Below are 20,791 nucleotides of genomic sequence, written 5' to 3'. Positions count from 1 at the left end.
CGACCACCGGATGCCCTCTTCCGGGCCCCGCGAGCCGTTTCGGACCCGGGCGCCCTGGTCGTCCCGGTCGCCCAGGTATCCCTTTTTCTCTCTTTTTGCTTCCTGCTCCGTTTTTTCGGATTTCCGGCGGAAATCCCTTGCCCGCCGACCGGACGAGAGCGCACGCTGAGCAGAACAGCCGCCCCATCCCGGAGGGTTGCTGCCGGCGCCCCTTGGGTACGACCGCCTACGACCGATTTGTTCGTCCGATCGGCCTTGTCACGCGGGAGGGAACAGCATGATCTGGGAAGCGCTCGGCGCCGTGATCGTCGGACTCGCCATCGCCCTGTCCGCCCGGCGCTGGCTGCCCGAACGGTTCCCCGCGCACGCCCTCACCCTGGCCACCGGGCCGGTCGCCGCGCTGCTCGGAGCGCTGCTGACCCGCTCGATCCTGGGGCCCGGCCACCCCGTCCAGGTGATGGTGGCGGCGGTCGCCGTGGGCGCGGCGCTGCTGTCGGTCCTGGCGCGTCCGCCGCGCCGCCGGGTCCGCCGCCCGGCACCGGCGCTGAAGGGCCACCGGACGGCCTGAGGCCCACCGGACGGCCCGCCGGGCAGCCCGGTGTCCCCTGGACCCGCGTCGGGCGGAGGTCAGGCCGCCAGGCCCAGCGCCGCCATCCGCTTGGTGTGCGCCTCGGTGATCCGCGAGAACATCCGGCCCACCTCGGCCAGGTCGAAGCCGTCGGCGACCCCGCCCACCAGCATCGTCGAGAGCGCATCGCGGTCCGCGACCACCCGCTGGGCCTGCGAGAGCGCCTCGCCCATCAGGCGCCGCGCCCACAGCGCAAGCCGGCCGCCGACCCGCGGCTCGGCCTCGATGGCCGCCCGGACCTTCTCCACGGCGAAGGTGGCGTGCCCGGTGTCGTCCAGCACCGCCAGCACCAGATCGCGGGTGTCCGAGTCCAGCCGGGCCGCGACCTCGCGGTAGAAGTCGCTGGCGATCGAGTCACCGACGTACGCCTTGACCAGGCCCTCCAGCCAGTCCGAGGGCGCGGTCTGGCGGTGGAACTCGTCCAGCGCGGCGGCGAACGGCTCCATCGCCTCGTTCGGCTCCGCCTCGATCCCCGCGAGCCGGTCCCGCAGCCGCTCGAAGTGGTGGAATTCGGCCGAGGCCATTTTGGCCAGTTCGGCCTTGTCGTCCATCGTGGGCGCGAGCTTGGCGTCCTCGGCCAGGCGCTCGAAGGCGGACAGCTCGCCGTACGCGAGCGCGCCCAGCAGATCGATCACAGCGGCCCGGTACTGCGGGTCGGCGGATGCCTGGTCCCAGTCCTGGGCGGCGATCCCGGTGTGTTCCTGCGCGTCGGCAGCGGCGTTGTCAGGCGTCTCCATGACCGGCACAATAGCCCGCCCGACGGCCCGGGGAAGGCCCTGGTCAGCCACCTCCCGATCACCCGTACGAGCGGGGGTCCGGACCGGTGCGGCGTGCCGTGATGAATTCCTCACTCATACAAGCCTTCGGATTCACACGCGACATCCGGGGTACAGTGCTAAAGGACCCGCCGAGTATCGGTGGGTCGTTCCACGAAAGCGGATGCCCGGTCGGTGGCCCGATCGGCTCCAACCGACCGCCCTCCCCCGCGGCGCGTACGAGACATACGCACAGCAGGAGGGACACCGCTCGCGGCGGGAGTGCCTGAGCGATGGCAGTGGTCCCGCGCCCGTCCGGCCCGTCAGGCCGGCGCCGTACGAACCCGTACGAAGGCGCGGTACGACCCCCTTCGCCGCCTCCCACCGCGTCTCACAGAAGAGGCAAGATTCTGTCTACGTTCCGAGAGCTCGGGATTTTCCCCGAGACCGCCGAGGCCCTGGAAGCCGTCGGCATCGTTTCCCCCTTTCCCATCCAGGAGATGACACTCCCCGTCGCCCTTTCCGGCAACGACGTCATCGGCCAGGCCAAGACCGGCACCGGCAAGACGCTGGGCTTCGGCCTGCCGCTGCTGGAGCGGGTCACCGTCCCCGCCGACGTCGAGGCCGGGCGCGCGAAGCCCGAGCAGCTGACCGACGCGCCGCAGGCCCTCGTGGTCGTACCGACCCGTGAGCTGTGCCAGCAGGTCACCAACGACCTGCTGACCGCCGGCAAGGTGCGCAACGTCCGGGTGCTCGCGATCTACGGCGGCCGGGCGTACGAGCCGCAGGTCGAAGCGCTGAAGAAGGGCGTCGACGTGGTCGTCGGCACGCCGGGCCGGCTGCTCGACCTGGCGGGCCAGAAGAAGCTCAGCCTGTCGCAGGTGCGCACCCTCGTCCTGGACGAGGCCGACGAGATGCTCGACCTGGGCTTCCTGCCCGACGTCGAGAAGATCATCCAGCTGCTGCCGGCCAAGCGCCAGACCATGCTGTTCTCGGCGACCATGCCCGGCCAGGTCATCTCCCTGGCCCGCCGCTACATGTCGCAGCCCACGCACATCCGCGCCACCGCGCCGGACGACGAGGGCGCGACGGTCGCCAACATCACCCAGCACGTCTACCGCGCGCACTCCATGGACAAGCCGGAGATGGTCGCGCGCATCCTCCAGGCGGAGGGCCGCGGCCTGGCGATGGTGTTCTGCCGTACGAAGCGGACCGCCGCCGATATCGCCGACCAGCTCGCCCGGCGCGGCTTCGCGTCCGGCGCGGTGCACGGCGACCTCGGCCAGGGCGCCCGCGAGCAGGCGCTGCGCGCCTTCCGCAACGGCAAGGTCGACGTCCTGGTCTGCACCGACGTCGCGGCCCGCGGTATCGACGTCGAGGGCGTGACGCACGTCATCAACTACCAGTCCCCCGAGGACGAGAAGACCTATCTGCACCGCATCGGCCGGACCGGCCGCGCGGGTGCCAAGGGCACCGCGGTCACCCTCGTCGACTGGGACGACATCCCGCGCTGGAAGCTGATCAACAAGGCGCTGGAGCTGCCCTTCGACGAGCCGGAGGAGACCTACTCCACCTCGCCGCACCTCTACGAGCAGCTCGACATCCCCGAGGGCACCAAGGGCATCCTGCCGCGCGCCGAGCGCACCCGCGCCGGGCTGGCCGCCGAAGAGGTCGAGGACCTCGGCGAGACCGGTGGCCGCGGGCGGGGCCGCCGGGGCGGGGCGCCGGCCGCCGAGGAGGAGCGTCCCCGTCGGACGCGTACGCCGCGGCAGCGGCGCCGTACCCGCGGCGGCTCCCTGGTGGACGACACGGCCGCTCCGGAGGCGCAGGCCGGCGAGGCGGTCGAGACCGCCGAGGGCACCGAGGCCGCTGCCGCCGGGCCGCGGACGCCCCGGCGCCGCCGCCGTACCCGCGGTGCGGTGACCGCCACCGCCACTGCCGAGGCCCGCGAGACCACGGCCGCCGCCGCGGTCGCGGAGGCCGCGACGGTCACGGCCGCGGTGGAGCCCGCAGCCCCGGCCGCCGAGGAGGCCCCGGCCGCCGCGCCGCGCCGGCGCCGTACCCGCAGCGCCGCCAAGGCCGCCGTGGACGCGGTGAGCGAGGCGGCGACCGAGACGGTGGAGACGGTCCAGGAAGCGGCTGCGGACGCCGCGCCGGCCAAGCCGAAGCGGACCCGCACCCGGAAGACCGCCGCCGCGAAGGCCGAGGCCGCCGTGGACACCGCGGAGGTCACCGAGGCCGCGGAGGCGGAGGCGCCCGCCAAGCCGAAGCGGACCCGCACCCGCAAGACGGCCGCCGCGAAGGCCGAGGCCGCCGTGGACACCGCGGAGGGCACCGCCGTCGAGGTGGCGGCCCCGGCCAAGCCGAAGCGGACGCGGAAGACCGCCGCCGCCAAGGCCGCCGAGGCCGGCACCGCCGAGGAGGCCCCGGCGAAGCCCAAGCGGACCCGCACCCGGAAGGCCGCCGCCGCCCCGGCCGCGGACGCCCCTGCCGCGGACGCCCCGGAAGCCGCGGAGGCCAAGCCGAAGCGGACCCGGAAGCGCGCCGCGGCCAAGCCCGCGGAGGCCGCGGAGGCCGCTCCCGCGAGCTGACCCGGCACGGTTCCACGACGCACGACCCGGCCCCGCATCCCGCGGGCGCCGGGTCGTCGGCGTCCCGGGGGGTTTTCCCCGCCCGCCCCGATAGCCTCGACCCCATGAGCAGGCCGCCCACCCTCGCCCTCCCCGCATGCGCCCGCGCGTACCGGCTCGACACCGGGCGCGGGGCGTTCGCCGTGCACGACGCCCGCCCCGATGGCGCGCCGATCGGCACCGCCCTCCTGGTGCCCGGATTCACCGGCAGCAAGGAGGACTTCATCGCCCTGCTGGCCCCGCTCGCCGCATCCGGTTTCCGGGCGGTCGCGGTGGACGGCCGGGGGCAGCACGAATCCCCCGGGCCGCGCGATGAACCGGCTTATGCACAAGAGGAGTTGGCCCTCGACGTCCTCGCACAGGCGGATGCCGTACGGGACGGCGGCGGTCCGCTGCATCTGCTCGGGCACTCGCTCGGCGGGCTGATCACCCGCGCCGCGGTGCTGCGCGACCCGGCGCCGTTCCGTTCGCTGACCGTGCTCAGCTCCGGGCCCGCCGCCATCGACGCGTCCCAGCAGACCCGGGTGCGGATGCTGATCGAGGCGCTCGGCACGATGGACATGGAGCGGGTCTGGGAGGCGATGCGCGCGCTGGACCCTCCGGAATCCGCGGACGAGGCGACGCCGCCGGAGATCGGCGCGTTCCTGCGGGAACGCTGGCTGAACACCGTCCCCGAGCAACTGATCGCGACCGGCCGGCAGATGCTGGCGGAGCCCGACCGGGTCGCCGAGCTGGCCCGCACCGGACTGGCCACCCATGTCGTCTCCGGGGCCGTCGACTACGCCTGGCCGGTACCGCTGATGGACGAGATGGCCCGGCGGCTGGCCGCCCGTCGCACGGTCATCGAGGGTGCCGAGCACTCCCCCAACGCCGAACGCCCGGCGAAGACCGCCGAGGCGCTGGCCGGGTTCTGGAGCGAGGTCGGCTAGCCGGGGCCCGAACGGGGCCCTCGTACCGCCGCCCGGCCGGTGTCCGGCAGGACAGCGCCGGGCGGCTCCGCCAGCATCGAGAAGCGGCGCCACCGTCGCCGCCCGGCACCACCGGGAATCCCCGGCACCACCGGCTCCCGGTTTCCCGCTGCCGGCCGCCGGCCGCCGGCTTCGTACGAAGGGCAGGACACCCATGACCCAGCAGCCATCCCAGGGCTTCGCCCTCAGCCGCACCTTCGAGGCGCGCCCGGAGCGGGTGTTCGCGGCCTGGACGACACCGGAGCACTTCGCGTACTGGTTCGGCGGGGAGCTGGCGGTGCCGGTCGAGCGGATGACGATGGATGTCCGGCAGGGCGGCGTATGGAGTCTGGTGATGCACACACCGGACGGCGGTGAGCTGCCGTTCTCGGGCGTCTACGAGGAGGTCGCCGCCCCGGAGCGGCTGGTGTTCACCCTCAAGGACGCCTTCGCGCCGAAGGACGCCGCGGGCGAGACCGTACGGGTCGCCCTCAGCTCCCGCGGGGACGGTACGGAGATGGCGTTCCGCCAGGACGGCGGCAACCTCACCGCCGAGCAGTACCAGCAGGCGGAGGCGGGCTGGTCGGGGTTCTTCGACCGGCTCGCCGAACTCCTCGCGAAGGCCTGACACCGGACGGCTCGCGCCGCCGGTCAGTACTGCCCCTGCACGTGGTCCCAGAACCCGTCGCGCAGCACCCGCCGCAGGTCGGCGTGGCTGCGCAGGGAGTGCCGGAGCAGCGCCTCGGCGGCGGTGAGCAGTTCCTGGTCGACGGTGCCGGGCAGATAGGGATGGCCGGGCAGCAGCTCGGCGGCCCACGCCCGGCCGCGTTCCGCAAGCCACTGGGCGGCGACCCGCGCCCCCACGAACCGGACCTCCTCGCGGGACGGCGCCGGTCCCTCGCCCACCCCCGCCTCCGGGAACTCGCCGGCCGTCCGCCGGGTGACGTACGGCTTGCAGAAGTCCAGGTCGAAGGTGCGCGCACTGTCGACCTCCCACATGAGCGGCTCGGCCTGGTTCCGCCCGCCGGGGGCCTCGATGCCCCAGAGGTGGACCCGTGCGCCGTAGCCCTGCGCCGCCTCCACCGCGGAGACCAGGTCCTCGTCGCCCCCGACGAGCACCGCGTCGCTGATCGCGCGGTGCCGGGCCAGCGTCTCCAGGTCCGTGCGGATCAGGGAGTCGACGCCCTTCTGCTGGTTGTTGGCGTTGAGGTTGCCGAGCCGGACCTTGACGTCGGGCAGCTCGGCGATCCGCTGCTGCTCCTGGGTGTGGATCCGGCGGCGGGCGCCGTCGTACCAGTACACGCGCAGCAGCCGGCTGTCCGGGAAGATCATCCGCGCCTTGTCGATGAACGCCTCGATCAGCCCCTCCGCGTCCAGCTCGAACGCCTTGCGGTCCTCCGTGCCGGCGACCAGGCGCCCGGTAGCGGCGTAGACATAGCCCGCGTCGACGAAGGCGGCATGGGTCGACGGGGTGGTGGCGACCTCGGCGAGGACCCGGGTGAGCAGCTCGTTGGTGCGCTCGACTCCGGCGGCAAGGGCGTCGAGTGCGGTGCGGTCGGTGCTGCCCGTGGGCTGGACGTCGTTCATACCGGGACCCATTGTCCTGGCGCGCGCTCGGCGGGCACAACCGCGCTGCCGGAACGCGGTCCGCACCAGCAATCCTTAGACGAGGAAAAAATTTCCTTAGCGTAGGGAATCATTTCAGCTGTAGGCTCGTTGTACCCATACGGAATGCCCGGCAACGAAGGCGGGCAAGTCGTGTCAATCAGTTCTCCGCAGGAGGATCAGACGAAGGGAGAAGCCGTATGCGCTTCGAGATCATGCGCCTGGACGATGCGGACGGCACCGCCGTGGACAGCACCGTCGTGGACGCCGCCTCCGTCAACCAGATCGTGCAGCAGGCCGCCGCCATAGGCCAGCGCATCTACATCCGCCCGGCCGACGCCGCCGCCCGCTGACCCCGGCCGGCGCGCCCGCCGAAAGACGCACGAGCGCCCCCGTACGCACAGGTCGTACGGGGGCGCCGCCGCGTCCGGGGCCCTCAGGTCCCCTGGATCACCTGGGTCACGCCGTTGATGATCTGCTGCACGGCGAGCGCGGAGAGCATCATTCCGGCGAGCCGCGTCACCAGCACCACCCCGCCGTCCTTGATCACACGGATGATCACCAGCGAGAACCGCATCACCAGGTACAGCACCACGTGGATCGCCGCGATCGCCGCCCAGACCGAGATCTGCGCGGCGACGCCGTGCGCGTGCTGCACCGCGAGGATCACCGACACGATCGCACCCGGCCCGGCCAGCAGCGGCATGCCGAGCGGCACCAGCGCCACGTTGACGTCCTTGGTCTGGGTGGGCTCCTCCGACTTGCCGGTCAGCAGGTCGAGCGCCACCAGCAGGAGCAGCAGCCCGCCGGCGATCATCAGCGCGGGTGTGGAGATGTGCAGCCGCCCCAGGATCTGCTGGCCGAAGAGGCCGAAGACGGCGATGACGCCGAAGGCGACGGCGGCGGCCTGCCAGGCCATCCGCCGCTGCACCTTGGCCGGGCGGCCGGAGGTCAGGGCGAGGAAGATCGGGGTGATACCCGGCGGGTCCATGATCACGAACAGTGTGACAAAGAGGGTACTGAAGACGGCGACGTCGAACACGGTGCTGGCCTTGCGGGAGTCGTACGGGACGTACGGGATGAACAGGATGATCGGGACACGGTGTGGCGGACGGCAACGGCCCGCCACCCGCGGGGAGTTGAGGATGTTCACAAGCGGCGCCCGGCCGGAAGGCACGGGGCGCCGAACGGCGGCCGGCCGGTCCGGCCGGCGCCCGCGGGCTCAGCCGCCCGTGCCGGGAACGGGGAAGGCGCCGGTGGCCCGGCGCACGATCTCGCCGTAGATCTCGGGGTCGGTGGTGTAGTCGCCGAGGCGACAGGTCTTGCGGCTGCCGTGGTAGTCGCTGGAGCCGGTGGTCAACAGCCCGAGCTCGGCGGCCAGCCCGCGCAGCCGGGCGCGCGTCGGGGCGTCGTGGTCCATGTGGTCGACCTCGATGCCGTCGAGGCCGGCCGCGGCCAGGTCGGCCATCGCGCTCTCCGGTACGCAGCTGCCGCGCTTGACGGCCAGCGGGTGCGCGAAGACGGTGACCCCGCCGGCGGCCTTGACCAGCCGGATGGCGTCGAACGGGTCGAGCTCGTGCTTCTCCACGTAGGCCCGGCCGTCGTTGGCCAGCCACTGCGAGGTGAAGGCATCCGACACCGAGCCGACGACGCCGAGCTCGACGAGCGCGGTGGCGATGTGCGGGCGCCCCACGGCGCCGTCGCCGGCGATCCGCGCGACCTGCTCCCAAGTGACCGGCACCCCGAGGTCGCGCAGCTTGCCGACCATGGCCCGGGCGCGCGGCACCCGGTCGTCCCGGACGAGCTCCCGCTCGCGGGCGAGCTCCGGCTCCTCGGGGTCGAAGAGGTAGGCGAGCATGTGCAGGCTGACCCCGTCCAGCCGGCAGGAGAGCTCGGCGCCGGTGACCAGCGTCAGCCCCTCGGGCAGCGCGGCCCGCGCCTCGGCGTGGCCGGCTACGGTGTCGTGGTCGGTCAGCGCGACGACGTCCAGACCGGCGTCCGCGGCATGGCGCACCAGCTCGGCGGGGGTGTCCGTACCGTCGGAGGCCGTGGAGTGGGTGTGCAGGTCGATACGCACGGCACGGACTCCAGACTGCTGCGGGACGGATACGGGGGCGGGGCCGGCGAACGGACGCCGGGCCGCGGGGCACCGTAAGGACTACTCGGGACCACCGGGGACTACAGAAGGATACCGGGCGGCCGGACATGCCCCCGTCGGCCGGCCATCCGGGCCCCGGGACCGCCGCTCAGCTCAGGATGCGCGGCGACAGCGCCCCGCACGGCAGCAGATCCACTTCGGCGCCCGCCTCGCGCAGATCGGTCAGCACCAGCTCGTCGTACATCAGCACCCCCGACCGCTCGGGCCAGGCGATGGCCCACAACCACAGTCCGCGCGCCTCCCCCGCGAAGACCGCACGGTCCGTGGGGGCGCCGTCGACGTGCCACATCGGGGTGGGCCGGCCGGCGGCCAGCACCTTGGCGTGCGGCGACTTCTCCACGCACATACGGGAGCCGGGGTCCAGGCCGTCGATGCCGGCGTAGCGGGCGCCGAGCCCGACGCCCAGTTCCTCGGCGACCAGCAGGAGTTCACCGGGGCCGCCGAGCGGGCCGGGCCCCGAGCAGGCCACGGCGGTGGCCCGGCCGCCGCTGCGGTCGTCGCCGGCGCAGGCCACGCCCGTGAACAGCCAGCCGACGGGCAGCGGCCAGGGCATCCACACGGGCACCTGCGCCCGGTGCACGACAACGCCGAGCGCCTCGACGCTCGGCGGGACGACCGGCTGGAGCGGGTGCACGGCGCCGTGCAGGGCGCACTGCCAGGTGTCGGAAAAGAGACCGGGTGCCCGCACCCGACCTCCGCACTTCGGGCAACTGGGTTCGCCCCTCATAAGGACCAACGGTCCTCCAGGGCTGCCGTCCCGTCAAGGACGATCACCCGACCGGTGTGCCCCGAATCACGTACCCGGTCGCACACTTGGCCGGATTTTCCGCCCTGCCTCCCACTCGCCGAAAAACCAGTTGCGGAGTACATCCATCAGGGCGGCCAACGCATTACGTGCATACGTCAACGATCACGGGAAGGGGAACCCCGGCACGTACAGCAGCGGCCCCGGCGACAGCGCACCCGACGACCCCTTCGACCGGGGCGGCACGGCCGTCGTCTTCGCGGGCGCCGTCCAGCACCTCACCCTCGGTCGGCGAACCGGTCGGCTCCGGGCCGGCCGGGGGCCGGGCGACGCACTGTTCGTCTCGACGTCGCCGGTGGTGATCACGCGAGCAGCCGCCGGAGTCGGCGCGGCGGCGATCCTGCTCCACGAGTCCGCGCTCGGGCCGGGGATGGCCTGCGGGCCGAGGAGTCGGCGCCCCGGCACGCGACCGAGGACCGCGTGATGGTGAGCCGGCGTGACGGCGTGACGGAGCGACGGCGTGACGGAGCGACGGCGTGACGGCGTGACGGCGTGACGGCGTTTGCCAACTCCCTTGTGCAGTAAGCGATCTGACGTCCGGTCCGCAGTGCAACAGCGCGGGCGGGGTGCACCGCGGCCGGGTCAGTCCAGCGGCACGCTCCTGCGCAGCGGATCCCGCAGATCCGTCCCCTGCTGGAGCCAGCGCCCCTCCAGCGCCTCGGCGCCGTGCACCCGCTTCCAGGCGGCCTCGTTCGGCGTCATCGGCAGCAGCGGCAGGAACCGCACCGGCTCCAGCGGCTCGTCCAGCTCCAGATCCCCGACCAGCCCGCCGGGCGCGCTCACCAGGACGGAGCTGAACGGCGCCCCCGGCCACAGCGGCTCGCCCACGTCCAGCGAGGCCCCCGGCGCCACGATCACGCCCTCGACCTGCGGGGAGGCGGCGAGCACGGCCAGCGGGCGGAGGACCTTGTCGGTGTCGGCGCGGCCGGCCCGTACGGACAGCACGAGTTCGGCGCGGGGGCCGCGCAGCGGGTCGGCGACCGCGGCGGTGGGGTCGGCCATCGGCTGGGCGGACATCCCGAGCGTCGCGTAGCGGAGCACGTCGCCGTCCACGAAGCGGAGCACCTCGATGCGGTCGGTGCCGAGGAAGGTGATGGCGGCGCGGGCGTCCGGTTCGCCCAGGGCCGTACGCAACCGGGCCTCGACCAGCGCAAGAACGTCAGACATGCCGCGAGCATAGGCGGAGCCCCGCGCGCCGGCTCCGGCGGCGTCACGGGTTCACGGGCTCTGCGGCAATCGTATGGAACGAGCAAAGGCGAGCCATGGCGCAGCGGGCGGCTGATAGCCTTGCCGTCTGGTCAGGGAATGACGTCGTCCCCCAACGGGGACCGGCCGGAGGAGGTGGGGCTGCGGTGGATCCGAGTCGACCGTGCAGTACCGATAGTTCTCCTGTCATCCCGCCCGCGCAGCGAATCTCCTGAATCCGAGAGCTTCCGTACCCCGCCGTTCAGCGGCGAAACCCGCGAAGTGCCTTTGCGCCGGATGCAGATGACGGAAGAGCGCCTTCGACTCTTACTTCCGTGATGTCCTCGAACTGCCGTCAGCAGTCCCCGCACGGAGCGCCGTCCGCTTTGCGGACGTACGGCCGATGACGCCTCGTACGTCCACGTTCCGGGCAGCGTTGCGCCCCGCGCCCGCCGCTGACGGCCGGCCCGAAGGAGCCTGCCTTGTCGATGATCCGCGACCTGCGCGCCGCCGTCCGCCCGTCCCGGCGCCGCGACGACTCCGAGCCCGCCGCGCCCGCCTGTGCCAACAGCGCGATCGTGGACTGCGGCGTCTACCGCGAGGGCCACCGGGTGCGCAAGCACCTCTCCCCGGCCGAGGCGATGGCCAGCGTGCGGGCCGACGGCGGCTTCGCGTGGATCGGGCTGCACGAGCCGACCGAGGCCGAATTCGCCGGTATCGCCCAGGAGTTCGGGCTGCACCCGCTCGCCGTCGAGGACGCGGTCCACGCTCACCAGCGGCCCAAGCTGGAGCGCTACGACGACACCCTGTTCACGGTCTTCAAGACGGTCCACTACGTCGAGCACGCCGAGTTGACCGCGACCAGCGAGGTCGTGGAGACCGGCGAGGTGATGTGCTTCATCGGGCGGGACTTCATCGTCACCGTGCGGCACGGCGGCCAGGGCTCGCTGCGGGCGCTGCGGCACCGCCTCCAGGACGACCCCGAACTCCTCGCCAAGGGCCCGTCCGCCGTGCTGCACGCCATCGCCGACCAGGTCGTCGACGGCTACATCGCGGTGGCCGGCGCGGTGCAGGACGACATCGACGAGGTGGAGATCGACGTCTTCAGCTCGGGCACCACCGGCAAGGGCGCGGGCGGCAAGGGCGGCGACGCCGGGCGGATCTACCAACTCAAGCGCGAGGTGCTGGAGTTCAAGCGCGCGGTGTCGCCGCTGCTGCGGCCGATGCAGTTGCTGAGCGAGCGCCCGATGCGGCTGGTCGACGCCGACATCCAGAAGTACTTCCGGGACGTCGCCGACCACCTGGCACGGGTCAACGAGCAGGTGCTGTCCTTCGACGACCTGCTCAACTCCATCCTCCAGGCCAACCTGGCACAGGCGGCGGTCGCGCAGAACGAGGACATGCGCAAGATCACCGCCTGGGCCGCGATCTTCGCCGTCCCGACGATGATCGCCGGCATCTACGGCATGAACTTCCAGTACATGCCGGAGCTGCACTGGAAGTACGGGTACCCGGCGATGATGCTGGTCACCGTCGCCATCTGCACCGGGATCCACCGCGGGTTCAAGCGCAACGGGTGGCTGTGACGGGCAGGTGACCGTGAGACGGCCGGCCACCGCTCCGGCCGGGGGTCCGGGGGTCGCCCCCGAGGGACACCGCAAGCGCAACGGGTGGCTGTGACGGTGGCTGTGAGGCCGCGGCGTCCCAGCTCCTGGGCGCCCGGGGGCGGCTGCCGCGCCGCCCATTAGGCTGAGCCGTATGACGGAGACCGTGTCACAGGCCCTGCACGATCGGGCGCTCATCGAAGAGGCCACGAAGAAGTCCGGCCTCATCTGGGTGCGGGGGACGGCCGGGCCGGCGCGGGCGCTGTGGCACGTGTGGCACGACGGGGCCGCCTGCCTCGTCGGCGGCCCCGGCGAGCAGCCGCTGGACGATCTGGGGCTCGCCGACGGCGGGCCGGCGACGGTCACCGTACGCAGCAAGGACAAGGGCGGCCGGCTGGTCGCCTGGCAGGCCCGGGTCCACGAGCCGGCGCCGCGGAGCGAGGCGTGGCAGGCCACCGTCGAGGAGCTGAAGGGCAAGCGGCTCAACGCGCCGGACGCGGACACCCTTACGGAGCGCTGGGCGCGCGAGTGCCGGGTGCTGCGGTTGGAGCCGGCCGGCGGGGCGGTGCAGCGCCCCGGGCTGATGCCCGACGACGCGCAGGCCGCGCCGCCGCTGGCGTCGCCCGCGACCACCCGGCGGCCGATCCCCGCCGCGCTGCCGAAGCTGCTGCGCCGGGGCCGCAGGGGCTGACCCGACGGCCCGCCGCCGTCAGCCGGCCCCCGGGATCTGCTTGCCGTAGTCGACGACCTGGCTGTCGTCCGGGGTCTTCAGGTCGACGCTCTTGCCCCAGTCGTCGAGCCGGACCTCCCCCGCGCCGCCCGCGCGCTGGAGCCGCAGCGGGTACGGGGCGCCCTCCAGGGAGACGTCCAGGTTGCCGCCGGAGCCGGCGCCGGCGGTGAGCCGGACGGTGCGGACGCCGCTGACGCTGCCGTGCTCGCCGACGGTCAGTGCGCCGTGCAGGCCGAGGAGGCCGGCGAGCAGTGTGTCCTTGTCGGTGAAGCCGCTGAAGCGCTGGTAGACGGGGTCGGCGGCGGGCACCTTGACGTACTTGCCGCCGAGCTTGGCGGCGGTCGCGGACGCGGACCCCGAACCGCCCTTCTCACCGGCCCAGAACGCCGCGTCCGCCTTCAGGTAGAGCGCGTCGCCGATCCGCAGCAGCTGGAACCCGGCGGCCTTCGTGGACAGTTCGCCGCGTGCGCCGTTCTTCGCGAGGCGCATGTCCAGCTTGTAGGTGCCGCCCTGGCTGACGACGTTCCCGGAGAGGTGGACCGAGTCCGCGCCCTTGGCCGCGGCCTGCGCCTTGGACTCGATGGTCGCCGCCGGCAGCTTGCCCACCCCGTTGGTGCCGGCGTCCGGGTCCCCCGCGCCGCAGCCCGCCAGCACCCCGGTCAGCGCCGCGCACACCGCCGCCACCCGCGCCGCCCGCCCCGTACGGCGGGGTGCGGCCGGCGGCCGGGGGGTCGCGGCCGGGGGGAATGCAGTCACGTCGGCTCTGCCTCCTGATGCGGGTGACCTCGACAGCAAACCGCAGCGTACCTGGGACGTACACGCGGTTCCGCCGGATACGTGGCGGCCACCATACGGCCGTTCCCGCCGGGCCGGGGGCAATCGGAGCGCGCTAGCCTGAACCCGAACCAATGCTGTATTCCGGCTCAACAGCGCGCTGTTCCAAACGATCCGAACGGACCGGATGAACCGCACGAAACGGACCGGTTGAACTGAACGAAAGGGAGAAGGGCGGCGCTCTGCATGGCGGTGGTCACCCCCCGGGTCTTCGTCTCCCATCTCTCCGGCATCGCCGTGTTCGACCCCAACGGCGACCAGGTCGGCCGGCTGCGGGACCTGGTCGCGCTGCTCCGGGTCGGCGCCCGGCCGCCGCGGCTGCTGGGGCTCGTCGTCGAGGTGATCAGCCGGCGCCGGATCTTCCTGCCCATGACCCGGGTGACCGGCGTCGAGTCCGGCCAGGTCATCACCACCGGCGTCATCAACATGCGGCGCTTCGAGCAGCGGGCGTCCGAGACGCTGGTCTTCGGCGAGCTGCTGGACCGGCGAGTGCGGCTGGTCGACACCGGCGAGGAGGTCACCGTCCTCGACATCGGCATCACCCAGCTTCCGGCCCGCCGCGACTGGGAGATCGACAAGGTCTTCGTACGGCGCGGCAAGGGCGGGCCGCTGCGCCGCAAGGGAGAGACGCTGACCGTGGAGTGGTCGGCGGTGACCGGGTTCTCGCGGGAGGAGCACGGGCAGGGCGCGGAGAACCTGCTGGCCACCTTCGAGCAGCTGCGGCCCGCCGACCTCGCCGGGGTGCTGCACCACCTCTCCCCCAAGCGGCGCGCCGAGGTCGCCGCCGCCCTCGACGACGACCGGCTGGCCGACGTCCTGGAGGAGCTCCCGGAGGACGACCAGATCGAGATCATCGGCAAGCTGAAGGACGAGCGGGCCGCCGACGTCCTGGAGGCGATGGACCCCGACGACGCCGCCGACCTGCTCTCCGAGCTGCCCGAGGAGGAGAAGGAGCGGCTGCTGACCCTGATGCGCCCGGAGGAGGCGGCGGACGTCCGGCGGCTGATGGCCTATGAGGAGCGCACCGCGGGCGGGCTGATGACCACCGAGCCGATCGTGCTGCGCCCGGACGCGACCGTCGCGGACGCGCTGGCCCGGGTGCGCGACCCGGACCTCTCCCCGGCGCTCGCCGCCCAGGTGTACGTCTGCCGGCCGCCGGACGAGACGCCCACCGGCAAGTACCTGGGTCTGGTGCACTTCCAACGGCTGCTGCGCGACCCGCCGTTCACCCTCGTCAGCTCCATCGTGGACACCGATCTGCCGGCCCTGCCGCCGGACACCCCGCTGCCCGAGGTGACCAGCTATCTGGCGGCGTACAACATGGTCGCGGCGCCGGTGGTGGACGAGAGCGGGGCGCTGCTGGGCGCGGTCACCGTCGACGACGTCCTGGACCATCTGCTGCCGGAGGACTGGCGGGAGGCCGAACTGCACCGCGCCCCGCCGCCCGGGCTGGCCGGCGTACGGGCGCACGAGGAGGCCGGCGATGGGCGCTGAGGAGCGGGAGAGCGCCCGGGAGCGGCGGGCGAACGGCGCCTCGGCGCTGCGCCGGGGCGGCGCCGGCGAGCGGCACGCGGAGCGCCGCCGGGTGCGGCTGGACCAGCCTCGGGTGCCGCGCCGTACGTTCTTCCCGGAGTACGACCCGGAGGCGTTCGGGCGGATGTCCGAGAAGATCGCCCGCTTCCTGGGGACCGGCCGGTTCATCGTCTGGATGACGGTCGCCATCATCCTGTGGATCGGCTGGAACGTCACCGTGCCGGGCAGTCTGCGGTTCGACAACTACCCGTTCATCTTCCTGACCCTGGCGCTGTCCCTCCAGGCGTCGTACGCGGCGCCGCTGATCCTGCTGGCGCAGAACCGGCAGGACAACCGCGACCGGGTCACCCACGAGCAGGACCGCAAGCAGAACGAGCGCTCCATCGCCGACACCGAGTACCTGACCCGGGAGATCGCGGCGCTCCGGCTGGGCCTGGGCGAGGTCGCCACCCGCGACTGGATCCGCTCCGAGCTGGAGGACCTGCTGCGGGAGCTGGAACTGCGGCAGCTGGTCGACGCGGAGAGTGACGAACGCGACCGCTGACGGGGCTTTCCGGAGGCCCCCTCGGGCGCCGTACCATCGGGGCATGGCCAACGACACTGCCCCCTCCACCGGCACACCGAGCGAGGACGCGATCCGCGACGCGCTCGCGACGGTGAACGACCCCGAGATCCACCGCCCCATCACCGAGCTGGGGATGGTCAAATCGGTGGACATCGCGGCGGACGGCGCGGTGGCGGTCGTGGTCTACCTCACCGTCTCCGGCTGCCCGATGCGCGAGACGATCATCAGCAGCGTGCGCGGGGCCGTCGAGCGGGTACCGGGCGTCACCGGCGCGAGCGTCGAGCTGGAGGTGATGAGCGACGAGCAGCGGCGCGAACTGGCGGCTTCGCTGCGCGGCGGCACCGCCGAGCGCGAGGTGCCCTTCGCCCAGCCCGGCTCGCTGACCCGGGTCTACGCCGTGGCCTCCGGCAAGGGCGGCGTCGGCAAGTCCTCGGTGACCGTCAACCTCGCCGCGGCGATGGCCGCCGACGGGCTCAAGGTCGGTGTCGTGGACGCCGACATCTACGGCCACTCCGTCCCGCGGATGCTGGGCGCCGACGGGCGGCCCACCCAGGTCGAGAACATGATCATGCCGCCGTCGGCGAACGGCGTGAAGGTCATCTCGATCGGCATGTTCACCCCCGGCAACGCCCCCGTCGTCTGGCGCGGCCCGATGCTGCACCGCGCCCTCCAGCAGTTCCTCGCCGACGTCTACTGGGGCGACCTGGACGTCCTCCTGCTGGACCTGCCCCCGGGCACCGGCGACATCGCCATCTCGGTGGCCCAGCTGGTGCCGAACGCCGAGATCCTGGTGGTCACCACCCCGCAGCAGGCCGCCGCCGAGGTCGCCGAGCGCGCCGGTTCGATCGCCGTGCAGACCCACCAGAAGATCGTCGGCGTGGTGGAGAACATGTCCGGGCTGCCCTGCCCGCACTGCGACGAGATGGTCGACGTCTTCGGCACCGGCGGCGGCGAGCGGGTCGCCGAGGGCCTGACGAAGACGACCGGCGCCCAGGTCCCGGTGCTCGGCTCCATCCCGATCGACGTCCGGCTGCGCGAGGGCGGCGACGAGGGCAAGCCGGTGGTGCTCACCGACCCCGACTCCCCCGCCGGCTCGGCGATCCGCGCCATCGCCGGCAAGCTGGGCGGCCGGCAGCGCGGCCTGGCGGGCATGTCGCTGGGGATCACCCCCCGCAACAAGTTCTGACGCCCCGGGAGCCGGCCGCTCGCCTCCCGTACGAGCCGACTCCCCCACGACGCCGATAGGGCGGACCCGCCGGCGGGTCCGCCCTATCCGCTGCGCCTGCTCAGCCCTTGTACGCGCCCAGGTCCTCGATCACCGAGAAGCCGAGGCCGTACGCGCTCATCCCCCGCCCGTACGCGCCGAGGTGCACGCCCTCCGCTCCGTCCGCGCCGGACGTGCCGGCCAGCACCCAGCCGTACTCGGACTCCCGGTAGCAGAACGGCGTCGGCTCCCCGTCCACCGGGAGCATCAGCTCGTTCCAGCTCTCGCCTTCGAGGTCGTCGGCCAGCTCCCAGGCGATCATCGTCTGCTGGTCCAGCCAGTCCTGGCGCAGCGACCGGTCCATCTGGGTCGGCCAGGTGTGCGCGAGCAGCCCGGACCCGGCGAGCCAGGCGGCCGTGGAGACCGAGGTGGCGTCCAGGACGCCGGTGCCGTCGGCGCTGCGCCGTACGGGCCGGCTGGCGACCGTCACCACCACCGCGAACCGCTCGGACTCCTGGGTCTCCACCTTGATGGTCGGCTCCGCGCCGTGCCCCGTCGCGCCGTGCTCCACGGTGCCGTCCGCGGCCGAGCCGACCTGCATCAGCCACCGTGGTCCGGTGAAGGCCTCGTCGAGGCCGTACCACGGGAATGCGGCCAGCAGATAGCCGTCGGCCTTGCGGCCGGCATCGGCGGACACCTCTTGGGTGACTGTCCGACTCGTCGTCTCCATCTGCGCGGAGCCTCCTTGTTGCCCTTCGTCGTGGGCGGCCCGCCCCCCTCAGGCGACCTCACCCCGGACTCCGGGAGCATAGCCAGTGCGGTCAACACAGCCGGGCATACAGAAGTATCAGGTGGCGTCGGCGTCGAACGGCGGAGACTCGCGGTGGGCCGGGTCCGCGCGCTTCTTGAGCAGGTCGGGGCCTCCGGAGGAACCGGCCGGGGGCTCCTTGGAGAGGTTCGGGCGGGAGCCGTTCGAGGGAGCGGCGGAAGCCGTCGAGGCCGCCGCGGAGACCGTCGCGGTGCTCTCCCGGACGACGTCGGTGACCTCGGCCATCTCCTTCTTCAGGTCGAAGCCGTCGCGCAGTTCGTGAAGCTCCTTGAGGCCGTACTCGTCCTTCTCCAGGACGTGCTTGCGCACGAAGTTCCTGGGCTTGAGGTCCTCGAACTCGAAGTCCTTGAACTCCGGGCCCAGCTCGCTGCGGATGTCTTCCTTGGCGCTGTCGGAGAACGCCCGGACCTTGCGGATGAAGCCGGTCACGTCCTGGATGACCTTGGGCAGCTTGTCCGGCCCGAAGATCAGCACCGCGAGGACCACGATCGCAATCAGCTCCAGGGGTCCTATGTCGAAGAACACCTTGCGACTCCTTGGGTAATCCGCGGCCTTCGAGGGCCTATGGGCCAGGCCACCTCTCACGGTACCTGGCCCGACGCGTCGGGCGGGAGTCGCCCGCGCCAACACCGTCCAAACGATCAGCCCTGGCTCGACGAACCCAGTGTGAGCCGAACCGACCGCTCCGTGCCGCCCCGTTGGAGCGTCAGGGTGAGCATGTCACCGGGCCGGTGGCTGCGGACCTTGACGATCAGCTCCTGGCCGCTGTGTATCGGGGCGCCGTCCACCTGCGTGATCACATCCCCCACCTTGATGCCGGCCTTCGCGCCCGGCCCACCGGGGACGACCGGCGGTTTGCCGTCCTTGGTGCGGTCGCTGACCCGGGCGCCGTCCCCGGCGTACTCCATCTCCAGGGTCACCCCGATCACCGGATGGGTGGCCCGGCCGGTGTTGATCAGCTCCTCGGCGACCCGCTTGGCCTGATTGATGGGTATGGCGAAGCCCAGGCCGATGCTGCCGCCCTGGCCACCGCCGCCGTCCAGCCCGCCGGTGCTGCTGTCCGCGGCCCGGATCGCGCTGTTGATGCCGATCACCCGCGCCTTGCCGTCGACCAGCGGACCGCCCGAATTGCCCGGGTTGATGGGTGCGTCGGTCTGGAGCGCGTCGACATACGACACCTCGCTCCCGTCGCCCTTCTGCCCGCCCGCGGTGATCGGCCGCTGCTTGGCGCTGATGATCCCGGAGGTGACGGTGTTGGCGAGGTCGTACGGCGCCCCGATCGCCACCACCGGATCGCCGACCTGCGCCGCGTCCGAGTCGCCCAGCGTCAGCGGATGCAGTCCGGTGACACCGTCCACCTGCACGACGGCGAGGTCGTAGCCGCCGTCCTTTCCGACGACCCGCGCCTTGGCGGTCTGCCCGCCGCTGAACGTCACCGATATCTCGCCGCCGGACCCGGCCGGTTCGACGACATGGTTGTTGGTCAGGATGTGGCCCTGCCGGTCGAGGACGAACCCGGTGCCGGTGCCCTGTTCGGCGTTGCCGCGGACATGCAGGGTCACCACGCCGGGCAGCGCCGCCTGCGCGATCCCGGCGACGCTCTCCGGGCTGCGGCTGACCTGCTCCCCCCTCGCCTGCGGCAGCTTGATGTCGTCGATCCCGCCGTTCCGCTCGATGTACGCGCCGACCCCGCCGCCGACCCCGCCCGCGAGCAGCGCGAGAACCACGGCGCCGACCGCCATCGGGAGGCGCCTGCCGCTCCGGACCGGTGGCGGCGGGACGGCCGGGCCGCCGTGCAGGGGCGCGCTCCAGGGGTCGTACTGCTGCCAGGCGCCCGGGGCGACGGGGAGCCGGTGCGGGGCGGCATACGGGGCGGCCGGGGGCGCGGGGCGGGGGCCGCCGTCGCCGGGGTGCGGGACGAAGCCGCCCGCCGCGGGCTCGTGCGTCAGCTGCGGGCCCGAGGGCGCGGACGCGGGGGCGGCCGGGGCCTGCGGGGCGGGCGGGTGCGGGCCTCCGGGGTGCGGTTCGGCGTCCTGCGGGGCGGCGGGGCGCGGTACCGGGCCCCCGGCCTTGAGGAGCTGCGGCCCGGGGGCACCGGCCGGCGCGGCCGGGCGGGGGTGCGGGGCGTCGGCCGCCGCGGCCCCCGCCTCCGGCGGGAGCACCGTGCCGTGCGCGGGGGTCGCCATCGGCCGCTGCACCAGCGGTGCGGGCGCCCACGGGCCGGGACCGCCGTACGGGGGCGTGCCGTACGGGTCCTCGGCATGCAGCGGCTGCGGGCGCCGGGGCGCACCGCCGTCGGCCTCGGCGCTGGCGGTGGCGGGGGACGGCACCGGGTCCGCCGCGGGCGCGCCGCTGTCCGGGGCCGCACCGCGCGGTGCGGGCTCCGTACGGGGGTGGGGCTGCGCCTCGTCCGGGGCCCCGGCGGGCACCTGACCGAGCGTCACGGTGGCGGCTGCACGCTCCTCACGGGGCGCCGCGGCCTCCTGGTCCGTACCCGTCGCGGCAGGTGCCGGGTCCGCTGCCGCGCCCGGTATCGCCCCCGGCACGGCGGCCAACTCCGCCGTGACAGCGGTCCGTTCGGCCGCCTCGGCGGATACCGCCGGGTCCGCCGGATCCACCGCGTCCGCCGTTGCGGCCGCTCCGGCCGCGGGATGGGCGCTCCGCGCCGCCCCGGGCCGGCCGGCCTCGGCGGGCGGTTGCGGGCTCGGGGTGTGTCCCGGGCGGCTCCACCACTTCAGCTTCGACCCGGCGGCCCTAGCCTCGTCCATGCTCTCCCCAA

Annotated in this window: 20 protein-coding genes and 1 pseudogene; 11 read left to right on the top strand and 10 right to left on the bottom strand. The window is 73.3% G+C overall.

Features of this window, described 5'->3' with window-relative positions:
* Positions 1-277 precede the first annotated feature (277 nt).
* Positions 278-568, top strand: a complete 291-nt coding sequence (locus IEZ17_RS00945) for a hypothetical protein (protein WP_189295297.1) — start codon at positions 278-280, stop codon at positions 566-568.
* Positions 569-627: 59 nt separating this feature from the next.
* Here IEZ17_RS00945 and IEZ17_RS00940 read toward each other — a convergent pair whose 3' ends face one another.
* Positions 628-1,365, bottom strand: coding sequence for a ferritin-like fold-containing protein (locus IEZ17_RS00940; protein WP_189295295.1), 738 nt, complete (start codon positions 1,363-1,365; stop codon positions 628-630).
* A 518-nt stretch (positions 1,366-1,883) separates the two neighbouring features.
* Between IEZ17_RS00940 and IEZ17_RS00935 the strand changes: the two genes are divergently transcribed.
* The 3 genes from IEZ17_RS00935 to IEZ17_RS00925 all read left to right on the top strand — a co-directional run bounded on the left by IEZ17_RS00935 (position 1,884) and on the right by IEZ17_RS00925 (position 5,588).
* A complete protein-coding gene (locus tag IEZ17_RS00935) occupies positions 1,884-3,974 on the top strand; it encodes a DEAD/DEAH box helicase (RefSeq protein WP_229851645.1) in 2,091 nt (696 codons plus the stop codon).
* 104 nt (positions 3,975-4,078) lie between these two features.
* Positions 4,079-4,942, top strand: a complete 864-nt coding sequence (locus IEZ17_RS00930; protein ID WP_189295290.1) for an alpha/beta fold hydrolase — start codon at positions 4,079-4,081, stop codon at positions 4,940-4,942.
* Positions 4,943-5,135: 193 nt separating this feature from the next.
* Positions 5,136-5,588 carry an SRPBCC family protein gene (locus IEZ17_RS00925; RefSeq protein ID WP_189295288.1) on the top strand — a complete coding sequence of 151 codons (453 nt, stop codon included), beginning with the start codon at positions 5,136-5,138 and terminating at the stop codon, positions 5,586-5,588.
* Between the two features lie 23 nt (positions 5,589-5,611).
* Here IEZ17_RS00925 and IEZ17_RS00920 read toward each other — a convergent pair whose 3' ends face one another.
* Positions 5,612-6,547 (bottom strand): NYN domain-containing protein, encoded by a 936-nt coding sequence (locus tag IEZ17_RS00920; protein WP_189295286.1) that lies wholly within the window; start codon positions 6,545-6,547, stop codon positions 5,612-5,614.
* A 218-nt stretch (positions 6,548-6,765) separates the two neighbouring features.
* Here IEZ17_RS00920 and IEZ17_RS00915 point away from each other — a divergent pair, with 218 nt between their 5' ends.
* Entirely contained in the window at positions 6,766-6,918 is a 153-nt protein-coding gene (locus IEZ17_RS00915; protein ID WP_189295284.1) for a DUF8834 family protein, read from the top strand.
* A gap of 83 nt (positions 6,919-7,001) precedes the next feature.
* Here IEZ17_RS00915 and IEZ17_RS00910 read toward each other — a convergent pair whose 3' ends face one another.
* From IEZ17_RS00910 to IEZ17_RS00900, 3 genes are all read right to left on the bottom strand, one after another.
* Positions 7,002-7,607, bottom strand: a complete 606-nt coding sequence (locus IEZ17_RS00910) for a MarC family protein (RefSeq protein WP_159510376.1) — start codon at positions 7,605-7,607, stop codon at positions 7,002-7,004.
* A 180-nt stretch (positions 7,608-7,787) separates the two neighbouring features.
* The gene (locus IEZ17_RS00905; RefSeq protein ID WP_189295282.1) at positions 7,788-8,642 is read right to left on the bottom strand and encodes a PHP domain-containing protein; all 855 of its coding nucleotides are present in this window, start codon (positions 8,640-8,642) and stop codon (positions 7,788-7,790) included.
* Positions 8,643-8,811: 169 nt separating this feature from the next.
* On the bottom strand, positions 8,812-9,450 hold the full coding sequence (locus tag IEZ17_RS00900; protein ID WP_189295279.1) for a DUF6758 family protein: 639 nt from the start codon (positions 9,448-9,450) through the stop codon (positions 8,812-8,814).
* Positions 9,451-9,737: 287 nt separating this feature from the next.
* On the opposite strand from IEZ17_RS00900, the pseudogene IEZ17_RS44330 reads away from it, so the two are divergent.
* Positions 9,738-9,913 (top strand): annotated as a pseudogene (locus IEZ17_RS44330) (MFS transporter); the annotation flags it as partial.
* 197 nt (positions 9,914-10,110) lie between these two features.
* Here the strand turns inward: IEZ17_RS44330 and IEZ17_RS00890 are convergent.
* The gene (locus IEZ17_RS00890) at positions 10,111-10,695 is read right to left on the bottom strand and encodes a suppressor of fused domain protein (RefSeq protein ID WP_189295278.1); all 585 of its coding nucleotides are present in this window, start codon (positions 10,693-10,695) and stop codon (positions 10,111-10,113) included.
* A 500-nt stretch (positions 10,696-11,195) separates the two neighbouring features.
* On the opposite strand from IEZ17_RS00890, the gene IEZ17_RS00885 reads away from it, so the two are divergent.
* Together IEZ17_RS00885 and IEZ17_RS00880 are read left to right on the top strand one after the other, a co-directional pair.
* Positions 11,196-12,299 carry a magnesium and cobalt transport protein CorA gene (locus IEZ17_RS00885; protein ID WP_189295276.1) on the top strand — a complete coding sequence of 368 codons (1,104 nt, stop codon included), beginning with the start codon at positions 11,196-11,198 and terminating at the stop codon, positions 12,297-12,299.
* Positions 12,300-12,471: 172 nt separating this feature from the next.
* On the top strand, positions 12,472-13,008 hold the full coding sequence (locus tag IEZ17_RS00880) for a hypothetical protein (protein ID WP_189295274.1): 537 nt from the start codon (positions 12,472-12,474) through the stop codon (positions 13,006-13,008).
* An 18-nt stretch (positions 13,009-13,026) separates the two neighbouring features.
* On the opposite strand, the gene IEZ17_RS00875 is transcribed toward IEZ17_RS00880, so the two are convergent.
* Positions 13,027-13,803 (bottom strand): hypothetical protein, encoded by a 777-nt coding sequence (locus tag IEZ17_RS00875; RefSeq protein ID WP_373299708.1) that lies wholly within the window; start codon positions 13,801-13,803, stop codon positions 13,027-13,029.
* Between the two features lie 264 nt (positions 13,804-14,067).
* Between IEZ17_RS00875 and IEZ17_RS00870 the strand changes: the two genes are divergently transcribed.
* The 3 genes from IEZ17_RS00870 to IEZ17_RS00860 are packed head-to-tail and all read left to right on the top strand — an operon-like array spanning position 14,068 to position 17,165.
* Positions 14,068-15,375, top strand: coding sequence for a magnesium transporter MgtE N-terminal domain-containing protein (locus IEZ17_RS00870; protein ID WP_189295272.1), 1,308 nt, complete (start codon positions 14,068-14,070; stop codon positions 15,373-15,375).
* Positions 15,365-15,958, top strand: a complete 594-nt coding sequence (locus IEZ17_RS00865; RefSeq protein WP_189295270.1) for a DUF1003 domain-containing protein — start codon at positions 15,365-15,367, stop codon at positions 15,956-15,958. The genes IEZ17_RS00870 and IEZ17_RS00865 overlap by 11 nt, the downstream gene beginning before the upstream one ends.
* Positions 15,959-16,001: 43 nt before the next feature.
* The gene (locus IEZ17_RS00860; protein WP_189295268.1) at positions 16,002-17,165 is read left to right on the top strand and encodes an Mrp/NBP35 family ATP-binding protein; all 1,164 of its coding nucleotides are present in this window, start codon (positions 16,002-16,004) and stop codon (positions 17,163-17,165) included.
* 100 nt (positions 17,166-17,265) lie between these two features.
* On the opposite strand, the gene IEZ17_RS00855 is transcribed toward IEZ17_RS00860, so the two are convergent.
* From IEZ17_RS00855 to IEZ17_RS00845, 3 genes are all read right to left on the bottom strand, one after another.
* Positions 17,266-17,913, bottom strand: coding sequence for a hypothetical protein (locus IEZ17_RS00855; RefSeq protein WP_189295266.1), 648 nt, complete (start codon positions 17,911-17,913; stop codon positions 17,266-17,268).
* Between the two features lie 117 nt (positions 17,914-18,030).
* Positions 18,031-18,537 carry a sec-independent translocase gene (locus tag IEZ17_RS00850; RefSeq protein ID WP_189295264.1) on the bottom strand — a complete coding sequence of 169 codons (507 nt, stop codon included), beginning with the start codon at positions 18,535-18,537 and terminating at the stop codon, positions 18,031-18,033.
* 116 nt (positions 18,538-18,653) lie between these two features.
* Positions 18,654-20,780 (bottom strand): trypsin-like peptidase domain-containing protein, encoded by a 2,127-nt coding sequence (locus tag IEZ17_RS00845; RefSeq protein ID WP_189295262.1) that lies wholly within the window; start codon positions 20,778-20,780, stop codon positions 18,654-18,656.
* Positions 20,781-20,791 lie beyond the last annotated feature (11 nt).

It is taken from the genome of Streptomyces albospinus (genome assembly GCF_014648695.1).
Lineage (GTDB): Bacteria > Actinomycetota > Actinomycetes > Streptomycetales > Streptomycetaceae > Streptomyces > Streptomyces albospinus.
This window is presented reverse-complemented; position numbering and strand designations above follow the sequence as displayed.